This window comes from bacterium, from assembly GCA_026129405.1.
Taxonomy (GTDB): Bacteria; Desulfobacterota; Binatia; order DP-6; family DP-6; genus JAHCID01.
Genome location: JAHCID010000001.1, coordinates 248,843 through 263,373, shown reverse-complemented (window position 1 = coordinate 263,373; position 14,531 = coordinate 248,843). Strand labels below are relative to the sequence as shown.

9 protein-coding genes are annotated in these 14,531 nt (G+C 71.9%); 4 read left to right on the top strand and 5 right to left on the bottom strand.

Going from position 1 to position 14,531, the window contains the following annotated elements; genetic code table 11:
- Window positions 1-63: 63 nt before the first annotated feature.
- Entirely contained in the window at window positions 64-1,209 is a 1,146-nt protein-coding gene (locus KIT14_01215) for a glycosyltransferase (protein ID MCW5889149.1), read from the bottom strand.
- Window positions 1,210-1,528: 319 nt separating this feature from the next.
- Between KIT14_01215 and KIT14_01210 the strand changes: the two genes are divergently transcribed.
- Window positions 1,529-2,374 carry a class I SAM-dependent methyltransferase gene (locus tag KIT14_01210; protein MCW5889148.1) on the top strand — a complete coding sequence of 282 codons (846 nt, stop codon included), beginning with the start codon at window positions 1,529-1,531 and terminating at the stop codon, window positions 2,372-2,374.
- Here KIT14_01210 and KIT14_01205 read toward each other — a convergent pair.
- The 3 genes from KIT14_01205 to KIT14_01195 all read right to left on the bottom strand — a co-directional run bounded on the left by KIT14_01205 (window position 2,335) and on the right by KIT14_01195 (window position 6,930).
- A complete protein-coding gene (locus tag KIT14_01205) occupies window positions 2,335-3,561 on the bottom strand; it encodes a DUF222 domain-containing protein (GenBank protein ID MCW5889147.1) in 1,227 nt (408 codons plus the stop codon). The two genes, KIT14_01210 and KIT14_01205, sit on opposite strands and share 40 nt — an antisense overlap.
- A 428-nt stretch (window positions 3,562-3,989) precedes the next feature.
- A complete protein-coding gene (locus KIT14_01200; GenBank protein ID MCW5889146.1) occupies window positions 3,990-5,648 on the bottom strand; it encodes an FAD-dependent oxidoreductase in 1,659 nt (552 codons plus the stop codon).
- 103 nt (window positions 5,649-5,751) lie between these two features.
- A complete protein-coding gene (locus KIT14_01195) occupies window positions 5,752-6,930 on the bottom strand; it encodes a cytochrome P450 (GenBank protein ID MCW5889145.1) in 1,179 nt (392 codons plus the stop codon).
- Window positions 6,931-7,058: 128 nt separating this feature from the next.
- Here KIT14_01195 and KIT14_01190 point away from each other — a divergent pair, with 128 nt between their 5' ends.
- From KIT14_01190 to KIT14_01180, 3 genes are read left to right on the top strand one after another with little or no spacing between them, the layout of a single operon-like run.
- The gene (locus KIT14_01190; GenBank protein MCW5889144.1) at window positions 7,059-9,191 is read left to right on the top strand and encodes a hypothetical protein; all 2,133 of its coding nucleotides are present in this window, start codon (window positions 7,059-7,061) and stop codon (window positions 9,189-9,191) included.
- Complete coding sequence (locus KIT14_01185; protein ID MCW5889143.1) at window positions 9,191-10,312, top strand: hypothetical protein; 1,122 nt, start codon at window positions 9,191-9,193, stop codon at window positions 10,310-10,312. The genes KIT14_01190 and KIT14_01185 overlap by 1 nt, the downstream gene beginning before the upstream one ends.
- Window positions 10,312-12,891, top strand: a complete 2,580-nt coding sequence (locus tag KIT14_01180) for a hypothetical protein (protein ID MCW5889142.1) — start codon at window positions 10,312-10,314, stop codon at window positions 12,889-12,891. The genes KIT14_01185 and KIT14_01180 overlap by 1 nt, the downstream gene beginning before the upstream one ends.
- Here KIT14_01180 and KIT14_01175 read toward each other — a convergent pair.
- Complete coding sequence (locus KIT14_01175; GenBank protein ID MCW5889141.1) at window positions 12,888-14,450, bottom strand: alkaline phosphatase; 1,563 nt, start codon at window positions 14,448-14,450, stop codon at window positions 12,888-12,890. The two genes, KIT14_01180 and KIT14_01175, sit on opposite strands and share 4 nt — an antisense overlap.
- Window positions 14,451-14,531 lie beyond the last annotated feature (81 nt).

Below are 14,531 nucleotides of genomic sequence, written 5' to 3'. Positions count from 1 at the left end.
GGAGCCTACGTGTCCTGTCCTTGCGGCGCCGTGAATGCAGTGGGGAGCATCGTCCGGCGCGGCTTAGGGTCCGCTAGGTCGGCGGGCGCGAAGGAGCTCCTCATAGAGGGCGAATGTCCGGTCCGTTATCGCTTCCAAGCTGTACAACTGTGAGACCCGATCTCGAGCACGGTGGCCCAGCTCTCGTCGGTCTCGCTCGGGCAGTTCGAGGAGTTCGACGATTGCCTCCGCCAGCGCGTCGGGAAGTCCGCTTGGCACCACACGACCCGTATCGCCAACAATCGCCTGGGAGTCACCAACAGCGGTGACGACACACGGGACTTCGCATGCCATCGCCTCACCGATTACATTCGCGAACGCCTCGGTAGTCGAAGACGAAACTGCCACGTCGAGTCCTGCCGTTATGCGCGGAACATCGGCGCGATAGCCTAGGAGATGCGTGCTGGGTGCCAGCGAGTGTTTGAGGACCTGTGCCCAAAGCTCAGGTGTGTCGCGGGTAATACCGGTCCCAGCCAGTAGAAAGTGTGTTCCGGGGAGACGTTCTCGGACAAGGGCCGCTGCGCGGAGAAAGGTTGGATGGTCCTTCGCGACGTCCATGCGGCCAATCAAGCCGACGAGTCGGGTTTCAGGATGAAGATCGAGTTCGCGGCGAAGGCTCGCGTACGCAACGGCGTCTTTTCGAAAGGCAGTGGTGTCGAATCCATTGGGGATCACCATCGATAGCCCTTCGCTGTAACCCAGGCGCGAGTGTTCTCGCAGGCTAGCCGTGGCGTTGAAGAGGATGCGTGATGGAAGGGTGGAGGAGAGCAAGCCGCCAGCGCGAGCGACCACGAGAGTTGAGGGCTTGAGGCTGTGCCGCGTTAGATCCGTATGCCGTACAGACCACACGACAGAGGGGACACGTGCGGCGCGAGCAGCGAGTCCCCCGAATAGATTGGCGTGGTACATCCAACAGTGAGCGATGTCTGGAGCCTGATCCCTGAGGAAGTTGACCAGGCGTGAGAAGCCGGCAATCGGGAATGTCTTCGAGAGGCCCAGGGGAATGACCTGAATGCCAGCATCGTGGAGCGGCTCGGAGAGAGGCCCGGGGGTGGTGAGTGACACGACGACGTTGTGCGCGTGTCGGTTGCTTAGTCCTGGAAGAAGCTTGACGAGCATTCGCTCACTGCCACCAGGTTCAAGGCCAACTGTGACGTGGACCACCTTCATGCGTAGCGTCCCAGGGCTAGCACGAATTCTGCGAGGACATGCGGCCTTAGTAAGCGCTGCCGGCTGGGGGAAGTTCTGCGGTTTCGGGAGCGGCGGAATGCCGATCGGTGTCGATGTACCCAGCCTTGCAGCGATCGAGGATACCGCCTGGCAGATGAGAATGGCCGTGGCTAATGTCCGCAGGAGAGCGGCAGACCCGAGCGGCGGGATCTGAGCGGGAGGAGTGGTCGTGGTGGACGCCCGAGCGGCAGCGATCGATGCGGCAGGAGAGCAGGTGGCAGGCCCCCGATGCCCAGTATGCCTGGATGGCGGGGCACGGATGCTCGGATTCACGAGCAACCAGGAGTTTGGACGCCTCCCCGTCGCGGAGTGTCTCGCGTGCACGCATCGTTTTCTCCCTCATCCGCCGACTGCCACTGCCCTTGCCGCCTTCTATGATCGCTTCTACGACGACGCGCGATCGTCCGCGCGTGCTCCGCGACCTGGCCTTCGAGATCGCGCGCTGGTTCGCACGTTGCGCCAACGCCTGCCCCGCAACGCGCGCGTTCTGGACATCGGCGCGAACCGCGGTGCGACCCTCAGTGCCTTTCCTGAGGGGTGTCGTCTGGAAGGTGTCGAACCGTCGGTGACGGCTGCCGCTGTCGCAGCTCGCGATCCGCGATTGACCATCCACAACGTGCCGGTCGAGGCTCTCGATCTCCCGGAGCGGACGTTTGACTGTGTCGTGTCGCTAGCCGTCATCGAGCATGTTCGCGACACCCGTGGGTACCTGCGCACCATCGAACGACTCCTGGCGCCCGGCGGCTGTGCGGTTCTGATGACCGGCGACTGGGCGACCTGGCAGGGGCGGCGCATGGGGCCACAGTGGCACCTCTATCATTCAGATGGACACCTCCATTTCTTCTCCGCCCGCTCGCTCGAGACCGCACTCGGAGCGGCCGGTTTGCGCGTGCGTGACCGGATGTGGGTGGGACCGAACCCGATCTCTTCGCGGCTGCCGAAGGCGTTGGGCCGCGCGCTGCATTGTCAGACGACCACGCTGATGGTTCCTGCGCTGTTCGGGCGCCGCCCCCTCGGTGACCATGTGTACGTCTGGGTCGAGCGCGCGGCGCCCTGCCCGCCCGCTCACGCCGTCGGCATCAGCGACCACACGATCGTCCCGTAGTCCGGCGGCGTCCCGTCCCACCGCGGGTACGCCGTCATCGCGTCGATCCCCTCGCCGGCGTTGCGCGCCTGCAGCACCGCGGCGGGGTCCGGTGCGACCTCGGGGCGCGCGTCGTAGGGCGACACCACCGTGCCGTTCGGCCGTACGAAGCGGAGGCCGGCGGCGGCGGCGTCGGTCACGATGCGCATTCCGTACTCGTGCACGTAGCCGTGGTGCCGGCGGCAGAGCGAGACGAGGTTCTGCAGCGACGTCGGCCCGCCCCGCGACCATGGCACGACGTGGTGGCCGTCGACGCGGCGGTTCGTGCAGCCCGGGAAGCGGCAGCCGCGGTCCCGCAGGCGCAGGGCGCGGCGCAGCAGCGTCGGGATGCTGCGGCGCCGCCGGCCGACGTCGAGGACGTTCCCGCGGGAATCTTCCGTCACCGTGACGATCGTCGCGTCGCACGCGAGGCGCTCGCCGGTGGCGGGCGGCAGCGCGGTGCCGTCGTCGAGCGTGGCGCCGGCGTCGGTGTGGACGACCAGCTCCACGGGCGGGGCGCCGTCCACGTCGCCCGCGAGGTACGACTCGAGCACGGCCATCAACGCGTCGGTGCGGCGGCACTGCGCCGCGCGCGTTCCCGCGGGAACGTCGTCGCGGGTCCAGGCGCGTTCCGTGGCGACCTCCAGCGCGCGGCGCAGGAGCGCGGCCTCCTCCGTGCGTAGCTGGATGTCGAAGCGCACGAAGCCGGTCCCGGTGTCGCCCTCGCGCAGCCAGCGCTCGTCGGCTTCGTCTTCGGGGCGCGCGTCGTGATCGCGCGTCGCGCGCCGGTAGCCGCGGCAGATGCGCTCGAGCTGCGACGCCGTCGAGGCGCGGGCCATCGCGAGGAGCGTGGCCTCGGTGTCGGGGGTCGCGACGCGGGTGAGCGCGCGCACCTTGGAGTAGCTGACCTGGCCGCGGCGCAGGGCGTCGCCGATCTGCGGGAGGTCGCGCAGCGCGCGCGCGACGCGGACGTGCTCGCGGGCCGCGCCGAGCTCGAGGCCGATGCGCCAGCCGAGCCAATGGGCGCAGGTGAGCGCGCCCTGGTCGGCCCAGCCGCCGGAGGCGTCGAACTCGCCGATCAGGACGAGGAGGCGATGCGTGGCGGCGTCGAGATGGGCGGCGAGCTCGGCGATCTCGTCGCCGAGGCGCTCCTTGTCGGCGTACATCATGCATGTGTCGTAGCATGGGGTTTTCGGGCGGCTTCTCGCGGCGCTGCGCGGGCGCGGAGGCGGTGGGGGGCCGGCGCAGGACGGGGTGGCGACGAGGGGCGGCCATGGGACGGCTGCGCGCGTTGCGGGGCACGTGTCGTTGGCGCCCGGGATCGCAGACCGGCGTCGCGCGGAAACCTGTCAATATCTTTCTCGGGATCATCGCCGCGCCCTGCGCGGATTGCGGATCGCCCGGCGGTGGTAGTTGGCCGCGAGTCGTTCGTCGTCCGGGACGCGACTCCGTGGTCCCGGACGGCTCACCGTGCAATGCCCGGCGGTCCGGGCTCCCCGAGCGGGCACGTCCATCGACACCAACGCGGGTGCCGAGCTGCTGTCCTACGACGAGCACTGTCGTGAGAAGCCGGCCGGACGCGCCTCCCCCCTGAGTATCACCCCGGCCCGAGCACGCGGTGCACGGCCGACACCACGATCGACCCTTCGCCGACGCCCGACGCCACCCGCTTCACCGATCCCGCCCGTACGTCGCCCACCGCGAACACCCCGGGGATGCTCGTCTCCAGCGCGTTCGGAAGCCGGTCGACGGTCGGTGACGCGAAGCCGGCGCCGCAGCGCACGAAGCCCTTGTCGTCGAGGTCGACGCAGCCGCGCAGCCAGTCGGTGTTCGGGACGGCGCCGAGCATGAGGAAGACGTTGCAGATCGGGCGCGTCTCGCTCTCGCGGGTGCGGACGTTGGTCCAGGTGACGCCTTCGAGGCGCTGGGTGCCGTGGAGAGCGGTGATCTCGGTGAAGGTGTGGAGCGTGATGCGCGACGAGCCTTCGATGCGGTCGATCAGGTAGTTCGACATCGACTCCGCGAGGCCGGCGCCGCGGACGAGCACGTGGACGTGGGCGGCGCGGCGGGAGAGGAACACCGCCGCCTGGCCGGCCGAGTTGCCGCCGCCGACCACGATGACCTCGAGGCCGGTGCACACGCGCTCCTCGAACGCGGTCGCCGCGTAGTGCAGGCCGTTGCCCTCGAACTGGTCGAAGTTCTCGAGGTCGAGCTTGCGGTAGCGGGCGCCGCTGGCGACGACCACCGCGCGGGCGCGCACGCGCAGGCCGTCGTCGAGCTCGAGGGCGAACGGCTGGACGTCGCAGTCGAGCCGCACGACGCAGCGGGCGACGGCGAAGTGGGCGCCGAACTTCTGCGCCTGCACGAAGGCGCGGCCGGCGAGCGCCTCGCCCGAGATGCCGGTGGGGAAGCCGAGGTAGTTCTCGATCTTCGAGCTGGTGCCCGCCTGGCCGCCCGGCGCCTCGCTCTCGAGCACGATCGTCTCGAGGCCCTCCGAGGCGCCGTAGACCGCGGCCGCGAGGCCAGCGGGGCCGCCGCCGACGATGGCGAGGTCGAACACCGCGTCGGGCTCGAGCGGCTCGAGCAGGCCGAGGGCGGCCGCGAGCTGCGTGTTCGTCGGCTTGCGCAGGACGCCGCGCCCGGGAACCACGACGACGGGAGTGTCGTCCGGCGCGAGATCGTGCGCGTGCAGGCGCGCGGCGCCTTCCTCGCTGGCGGCGTCGAGCAGGCGGAACGGGTAGCCGTTGCGCGCGAGGAAGCGCTCGATCCGCAGCGTGCGGCCGTCGGCGGGGGGGCCGACGAGCAGCGGGCCGGCCTGATCGTGCTTCATGAACCCCACCCGACGCAGGATCGAGGCGCGCATGACGATCTCGCCGATGCGCGGATTCGACGCGAGGAACGCGCGCACCCGGATCCTTGGGATGCGGATCACCCGCGTGTCGACGAGGGCCCGCGCCCCGACGAGGACCTCACGGGCGTTCAGCAGATCGGTCTCGCCGGTGAACTGGCTCGGGCCCAGCGTCGTGATGCGTCCCTCGCCGTCCGGCGTCTGCTCGTAGATGTCGATCTCGCCCGTCAGCACGACGAAGAGATCGACGGAGCGGTCGCCGCGCTCGAAGAGGACGGTTCCTTTGGGGAGGTCCTCCTCGACGCCGAAGGCCCGCGCGTGCTCGACCTGCTCCTGCGTCAGGCGCGGCATGATCTGGTCGAGGCGGAGGTACGGATCGGTCGGCTCGGCGGCGTCGGTCTCGCTCATGGCCTCCGACTCATACGGGGCGCCGGGGGTCAGGCAACGGGGGCTCGGCGCGCGAAGACGAGCTGCCTCCTCCCCATCCGACCGTCGGGGTCTCCATCATGGGTCATGCTGCCCGCACCGGCAGACGTCGCAGCCCGTTCATCACCGTCGACGGCAGCACCTCCGCCGCACCCGCGAGCGCGAGGTGCTCCCACCGCGCCAGCACGCCCTCCAGCATGCACCGCGCCTCCAGCCGCGCCAGGCTGGACCCGATGCAGAAGTGCTCGCCGAACCCGAACGCCAGGTGCGCGGGATCGACGGGACGGTCGACGCGGAGCTCGCCCGCCGTGTCGCCGAAGGCGGCCTCGTCGCGGTTGCCCGACGCGTAGAGCAGCACGAGCGACGCGCCGGACGGGATCGGCACGTCGCGCACGGCCGTGTCCTCGGTCGCGGTGCGGATGAAGGCGCGCACCGGCGACACCCAGCGCAGCATCTCCTCGATCGCCGCGGGCAGCAGTGCCGGCTCGGCGCGCAGGCGCGCGAGCTGGCCCGGATGCTCGAGCAGCGCGCGCACGCCGCCGGCGACGAGGTTCCGCGTCGTCTCGTTGCCGGCCACGAGGAGGGTCATGCAGAACATCAGGATCTCCTCGTCCGACAGCCGGTCGCCGTCGACGACGCCCGTCACCAGGGCGGAGAGGAGGTCGTCGCGGGGGGCGGCGCGGCGCTCGGCGAGCATGCCCATGAAGTACGAGAACAGCTCGACCACCTCGGCGACCGTCGCCGACGGGTCGGGCGCGTCGGCCGCGGCGATGACGGCGTCGGACCAGCGCCGGAAGGTCGCGCGGTCGCCGGCGGGCACGCCGAGCATCTCGGCGATGACGAGGAGCGGAACCGGGGCGGCGACGTGATCGACGAAGTCGAACGGCGCGCCGCTCGGCACCGCGTCGAGCGTCTCCTGGACCAGCTCGCGGATGCGCGGCTCGAGGCCCGCGACCATGCGCGGCGTGAACGCGCCGCTGACGAGGCGCCGGTAGCGGCCGTGCGCGGGCGGGTCCATGTGGATGATCGACGGCGGCGTCGACAGCGTGCCGGCGAGACGGATCGGGTCGTTGATGATGACGCCGCGGCTCGAGCAGAAGAGCGCGGGCTGCTTCGAGACGCGCTGGATGTCGGCGTAGGTCGACAGGACCCACAGCCCGGCGGCCTCCGACCAGTACACCGGCGCCTCGCGCCGCAGGCGCGCGTAGGTCGGCGCGACGTCGCCCAGGTAGAAGGACGCCTCGTGGATCGGCAGCGACTCCATGGCGTCGCGCGTAGCACCTGCTTCTCGCGTGCGACAAGCATGCGCGTTGCCCGGGCGACTGCGCCACGACATACGCAAAAGTTCCGATCGCCGCCGAACAGGACGCTCCGGTACGCTCGCGCACGGCCATGGTTCCGCGTTTCCTGTCGACCGTCCTCTTCGTCGTTCTCCTCGCCACCGCCGCGCGCGCGGCCGGACCGCTGCCGCCGCTGCCGCCGCCCGACCCCGAGTGCACGCTCTACACGCTCGCGAACCTGGGCGAGGACTGCATCTACCAGACGCCGACCGTCGTCGAGACGACGACGCAGAATCCGAAGTTCGCGCTGGCCCACGACGTCGGCATCGCCCGCTTCGGGACCGCGAACGTCTGCGGCGACCTCGCCTGCTCCTACTGGGGCGTCGGCTGGCGGCTCTTCGGCTCGGGGCTGAGCCTCGACCCGGAGGGCGTGTGCACGAGCTACGCGGGCCTCGAGAGCGCCGGCACGCCGACGCGTCCCATCACCGGCACGCCGGGCTCCTGCGCCCTGCGCTACGATCCGTCGAACTTCGACATGCGCTCCCCGGGGCAATGGAAGCTGGTGAACTTCTTCCTCACCTCGGGCAGCTCCCCGCAGCAGGCGGCCAGCTATCTCGTCGGCGTCCGCCCCGAGCTCTGGAAGCTCAGCCTCCAGACCTCCGATCCCATCGACGGCCGTCCGGCGGGCGGTGCGCTCGCCGTCCGCCACGACGCCGACCCGGTGCGCTCCGCCTGCATCAGCCCCATCAGCTGGCTGCCGGACCGCATCGTGCCCGAGTGCGTCGTCATGCAGGGCTCGCAGCCGAGCTACTCGAACTGGCTCCCGAACGGCGCCTGGGACGTCTACACCTTCCACGGCTCGCTGCCCGCCGCCGGCGCGAAGGTGCGGCAGGCGCTGACGCCGTGGCCGCCGCGCGCGGTGACGATCGCCGACGCCGACAAGGAGCTCGCCGTCCAGCGCGTGCCGCGTCCGCAGGTCGCGGTGACGATCGAGCTGCTCGGCGGCGACGATCTGCTGCGCGTCGACGAGGACGGCACGGTCCGCGTCATCGTCGCCACCACGAGCGCGGGCGTCGCGGGAACCATCGACGAGCTCACCTTCTACCCGGCGACGACGCAGGTCGTGCAGCTGAATCGGCCCTCGGGCGGCGGCTTCGCCGAGATCACGGGCAACGCGACGCCGGTGCCGCAGCAGCCGGGCTTCTCGATGGGGCCGGGCGAGGTGCGCACGTTCGACACGCCGATCCGCGGCACGGGGCCGGGCGCGATGAACCTCCGGGTCACGCTGTACGGGCGCAGCCCGTTCTTCGACAGCCGTGACGTCGTGGCCACGAAGCAGATCCAGATCATCCCCGTCGGCACGCCGACCACGACCACGCCGCCGCCGACCGAGGCGTGCGGGCAGGAGATCGTGACCTTCGTGAAGCAGACGACGACCGGCAGCGCGCTGCCGGTGAAGTCGGCGGCGGGCATCCAGCTCGGCGACGAGCTGATCGTCGATCCCTGCACCGAGAACGCGGAGCAGATCACCGTCGCGGGCGTCACCGGCGACGTGCTCGCCGTCGGCCCGGCGCTGGTCAGGATCCACCTCGCCGACGAGCCCATCATCCGCGCCGACCCGAACGGCACGATGCTGAAGTCGCCGGCCGCGGCCGGCGACGCCGAGCTCGACGTCCTCGACTCGTCGATCTTCACCGTCGGCGACGCGGTCCTCGTCGACCCCGGCACGTCGAGCGAGGAGCGACGCTTCGTGACCGGCTTCGGCTCGATCCTCATCGACCAGCCGCTCGCCTACGCCCACGGCGTCGGCGCGGCGGTCGTCCTCGAGGTGCCGAGCGTCTCCACCACCACCACGGTGCCGCCCGGCGGCACGACCACGACGACGCTGCCGGATCCGGGCTGCGAGGCGGGAGCCACGCTCGACGCGGCGGCGTGTCGGGTGGCGGCGCTCTTCACGCAGACGGAGGGGCTCGCGGCCGGCAAGCCGCGGACGCAGCTCCTCGCCAAGGTGAAGGCCGCCGGCGCGGCGATCGAGAAGGCGCGGGTGCACCTCGGCGCCGGCAAGACGAAGCCGGCCCGGGCGTCGCTCCGCAAGGCGGCCAAGGCACTCACGGTGTTCGGCAAGAAGCTGCGCTCCAAGAAGGTGGCGAAGGCGCTGCCCGAGGCGGAGCGCGCCCGACTCGCCGAGGCGCTCGGGACGCTGGTCGCCGACCTGAAGGCGCTCGGCCGCACGGCCGCACCGTGATGCGCCTCGCGCTCCTGCTGCTCGTCGTCGTGCACGCCGTCCACCCGGCGGTCGCGGCGAAGCGCCCGAAGCCCGAGCCGTGTGCGGGCGGCCGCTTCCTCGTCCTCGAGGGCGGCCCGCTCGTCGCCGAGGCCGGCTCGCCGCGCTTCGACGCCGTCGCGATCGCCGCCGGGCAGGTCGGCATCGACAGCGGCTGCGCGCCCGCGCGCGTCAAGCTGAAGGCGACGAAGAAGGGCACCGTCGTCCGCGCGCGCTGGGCCCGGTGCGGCTCCGCGCGGGCGGTGAAGCTCCAGGCGACCATCGCCGCGCCCGCCTGCGACACCATGACCGGCGTGCGCAAGGCGAAGAAGCAGAAGGCGGTGCGCTTCCGCGCCGTGCGCTCGCGCTGCGGCGACGGCGCCGTCGACACCGCCGGGGGCGAGGCCTGCGACCAGGGTGCGGGCTGCACGGCGGGGCAGACCTGCGACGACGCGCGCTGCGCCTGCGTCGATCCGCCCGCGACCACGACCACCTCGTCGACGCTGGCCCCGGCGACCACGACGACGTCGACCAGCACCAGCACGACCACGACCCTGCCGGCCGGCGTCTGCGGCAACGGCACGATCGATGCGGGCGAGCCGTGCGACCTGTTCGCGGCGCCGTCGGGCTGCGCCGGCGGGCAGCAGTGCGACCTCGCCGCGGGGCAGTGCGCGTGCACGGCGATCCCGGCGAGCATCGGCAAGACCGTCGCCTTCTCGCTGCCGCCGCCGCCCGATCCGTCGACGCTGCCGCTGCCGCAGACCGAGGACGGCACCCGCTACCTGAACGTCGGCCCCGGCGGCATGCTGACGGTGCCCGACGCGCCGGCCGATCCGCTGACGGCCGTCGCACGCTGCACCGGCTGGATCACCGCGTGCGTGTCGCCGCCCGACCGCGTGCTCGACGACTGCGCCCGCTCCGCGCCGCACTGCACGACCGGGCAGCCGTGGCTCGAGACGGAGCGCTGCTGCCCGGCGGCCTGCTTCGCGGCCTACGAGGCGCAGCGGCAGGCCGGCGCCTCGGCGATGCTGGCATTCCGCACCACCTACTTCACCGACGCGTCCTGCTTCCCGGGCGTCGCCGCGCTGCTGGGGAACGACTGATGCGTCGCGCGCTGATCCTCCTCGTCCTCGCGCTCGCCGGGCCGGCCGGCGCCTACGAGTCGAAGTGCAACGCACCCGCGCCGTGCGAGCAGGGCTTCCAGTCCGCGCGCGGCCGCTGGATCGACGCGCACGACGAGCATCGCCAGCTCTGGGTGAAGACGGTGGAGCTGGCGGGGCTGCCGGCGGCGGCGGCGGAGCCGTTCACGCTGCGCGCCTTCACGGGCAACGAGACCGTTCCCGTCGCGGGCTCGCCGGAGCCGGCGCTGTGGCCGGTCGACTTCCGCCAGGCCAAGCGCGTGCTCGACCGGCCGGGGCCACGCACCGCCGGCGAGTTCGCGCAGCTGCCGGACTTCTCGTACTCGCTGTGGGACTGGGCGCGCGGCAACGAGGACTGCCCGCTCGGCCCCGGCGCGAACGGCCCCATCGCGCCCAACGTCTGCCACACCTTCGAGACGCACATGGGTGCGCTCAACTCGAACCACTTCCCGCCGCAGTCGGGCGAGTTCTACGCGCACTATCACGCGCTCGCCGTGGCCCGGGCGAAGGAGTGCCGGGCGGTCGCCGAGCGGCTCGGCACGGCGCGCAACCGCTTCACGGACGTCCTCGTCGCCTGCGAGAAGGAGGCGCTGGTGCTCGAGGCCGTCGGCCACCACTTCCTGCAGGACGCCTGGTCGATGGGCCACATGTGGGAGCGCTGGGGGTCGCCGGATCCGCCCGAGTTCCACGCCGACCCGTGGGGCGAGCTGGCGGTGGGCATCTTCTCGGGTCTGATCCACGGCGCGCGCGGCTCGCTCGAGGGCAAGCTCGGCAGCGAGGTGAACGACGCCATGTGCGCGCCCGACTTCGAGGTGCGCTGGCGGCGTCCGCACCAGCCCGTGCCGATCCCCGCGATCGGCGACGACTACCTCGTCGAGCTCTTCGGCGGCGGCTACCCCGAGCAGTTCCACGAGCTGTTCTCGTGCACCGCCTCCGGGGTGCGGGACGTCTACGAGGCCTTCGGCACGGCGGCGCTCGGCGCGGCCGAGCCGATGGACCCGTCGCTGCGGCGGGTGAACGTCGTCACCGACTGCTTCGCGCAGCGCGCGACGAACCGTGCGCTGCGCGCCGGGGCGGCGCTCGACTACAAGGACGAGAACGGCTTCCAGCAGCACATCACGCTCGACATCGACCTCATCGGCAAGGCCATCCCCGCCATCGTGAGCGGCCTCGTCCCGGACTGCACCGGCGATCCGGCCGCCTGCGCCCAGCGCGTGCTGCGTCACCGCATGGATCTCATGAAGGTGCTCGGCGAGATCCAGCTCTGGTCGGTGATGGACCCGACCGGGCTCCAAGCGGCCAGCGGTGCGCTGCCGGCGATCCTCGATTTCGCGCCCAACGGCCGCTACGCCGGCAAGACGCCGCTGTCGTCGTTCATCGATCCGCCGCTGCCGTGGCCGACGTCGGCGGTCGCCGACGTGCCGTCGACGAGTCTCGCGCGCGTCTTCCACGAGGCCCACGCCGCCGACTGGTGCCGCGAGATGTCGCTCGACTACCTGAAGGGTCTGCAGGCGAGCGTGGGCGCTGCCGGCAACGCGGACGAGGCGGAGGCGGCGATGGAGGCGTGCACGACCTTCGCCGCGCGCCACGTCCGCGGGCGCAACCTCGCGGGGATCCAGGTGGGCGAGCAGCCGTTCTGCGCGCTGGCGACGCCGGCGCCGCAGACCGTCGCGTACGTCGACGAGCTGGTGAAGGACGGCGTCACGACGTCGGCGGCCGCGGCGAGGTCGTGGTGCGGCTGCGGCGACGGCGTCTTCGACGCGAGCGTCGAGGAGTGCGACGCGTCCGCGATCGACGGCGACGAGGCGTGCCCCGGCCGCTGCCGCGCGCCGGCGCACACGACCACGCTCGGCGCGACGGCGAACGTCTTCGACGACTGCAGCTGCGGCACGTGTCTCAGCGAGAACCGCGCCCCGGCGGGCTATCTGGGCTCGGAGAACTTCGGCCCCGTCCCGCCCGCGTGCGCCGCGCCGATCGTGTCGAAGCTGACGGACCCGTCGCAGCCGCACCACTATCTCATCAACCCGATCGTGGTCACGGGGGCGTCGTCGACCGGCTGCATCCCACCCAGCAACGGCCAGGTCGCCTTCACGGTGACCGACGTGCGCCGCCCCGGCGGCCTCAACCCGGGCGCGCCGCGGAACGACTGGCGCGACCAGGACATCGCCATCGACTTCACCGTCACCACGACGCCCGTCAGCTTCGGCAGCGACGGCACCGCGCAGTGGTGGGCGATCGACATCGGTGAGAACTCGACCGGCATCATCGGCGGCCGCGGCATCGGGCTGAAGACGTTCCTCACCTGCGCCGACGCGACCGTGAGCGGCTCCCGCCTCTTCCTCGCGAACGGCCAGACCACGGCGCACTGCACGGTGCACTACGACGACTTCTTCGTCGCCAGCCGCCCGGCCCTGTGGATCCGCATCGTCGCCTCGGCGACGGGCTTCGTGCCGAGCTCCGACATCCTCGTGTGGGCGATGGCCGGCGAGGCGATGTACCTGCCGACCTGCGAGGGGAAGTTCCCGGACCCGGAGGAACCCTAGCGATCGAGCCCCAGCGCCGCGGCCATGACGTGGTAGACGTAGCTCTGCTCGCGGGTGCCGTGGAACAGCGCCGCGCTCGGGCCGCCGGCCCAGACGACGACGTCCTCGCCGCCGTGGGTCTCCGAGCCGAGCGGCACCGTCGCCTCCTGCAGGTAGCCGGGCGCCGTCGTGTCGACGTGGGTCAGGTCCGGCCGACCCCTGGTGACCCCCTGGAACGACTTCGCCGGGTGCGGGAACGTCTTCGGGCCCTCGGGCTGCGAATCGGAGGCGCCGGGGTAGCCGGGGCCGTTGGCGTAGCTGAGCGTCGTGTACGGCTTGCCGGTGAGGTCCTTCGCCGGGCCGGGGCTCGGACCGCCCTCGCCGGACGAGCCCGAGACCAGGCCGAGGATCGGGTTCCCGCGCCGCGGGTAGCCCGCCATGCTGAGCGTGTGCGAGTGGTCGGCGGTGACGACGATCAGGGTGTCGGTGCCCTGCGTCTTCTCCAGCGCCACGCGCACGGCGTTCGACAGCTCGATCGTGTCGCCGAGCGCGCGGTGGGCGTTGCTGGCGTGGTGGCCGTGGTCGATGCGGCCGCCTTCGACGAGCAGGAAGTAGCCCTTCGGGGCGCGCGACAGCAGCGTGATGGCCGCCGCGGTCATCTCGGACAGCGACGGCTCGCCCGCCGCGTCGCGGGCGCGGTCGTCCTCGAACTGCATGTGGCTCGGCTCGAAGAGCCCGAGGACGCGGGTGGCCTGGCCGAGGTCGAGGGCGAGGAGGCCCTCGCGGTTCCAGACGTAGGCGCTGCCGGGGCGCTTCGCCTGCCACTCGCCGACGAGGTCGCGACCGTCGAGGCGGGTGCCCGTGCGCTCGGGGTATTCGGGATCGGCGGCCGTCGTCGGCTGGAAGAAGGCGCGGCCGCCGCCCAGCACGATCTCGGGGCCGTCGCCGTGCGGGGACTCGACGAGCTGGCGGGCGATGTCGGGGAAGCCGGCGGCGCGCGCCGCCTCGGGCATCTTCGCATCGCCCTCCCAGTCGCGGTCCGGGGTGTGGGCGTAGGTGCCGGCGGGCGTCGCGTGCGTGACCGTCGTCGTGGTGACGACGCCCGTCCACAGGCCGGCGTCCTCGGCGCGCTCGAGCAGCGTCGGCACGCTCGCCGCCTCGGTGCCGGCGAAGTCGCCGCGGGCGATCGAGTCGTCGATGCCGAGCACGCCGGCGCGCGTCTTCACGCCCGTCAGCATCGCCGTGATCGTCCCCGCCGAGTCGGGCACCTGGTAGTCGGTGTTGTAGGTCTTCGACAGCGCCGTGAACGGCAGGCGCTCGAAGGCGAGGAAGTTCTCCTCGCCCGTGCCGCCGCGGAGCTGGCCCTGACGGATGCGCGCGGCGGTGACGGTGGCGATGCCCATGCCGTCGCCGACGAACAGGATGACGTTGCGGGCCCGCTTCGTCGTGCCGACCTCGGTGCGCGCCCGGGCGACGGCGGCACGGCCGTCGCGGAACCAGGGGTTCTGCCCCGGATCGGCGGCGTGGGTCGCGGCGGCGAGCAGCAGGAGCAGGGTCGCGGTGCGTATCGGGCGATGCATCGGCGCAGGGATCCCTGCCCGCGCCCGGCATGCAAGCGGTGACGCGTCGCGGTTGACGGCGGGACGCCATCTGGCCGAGGT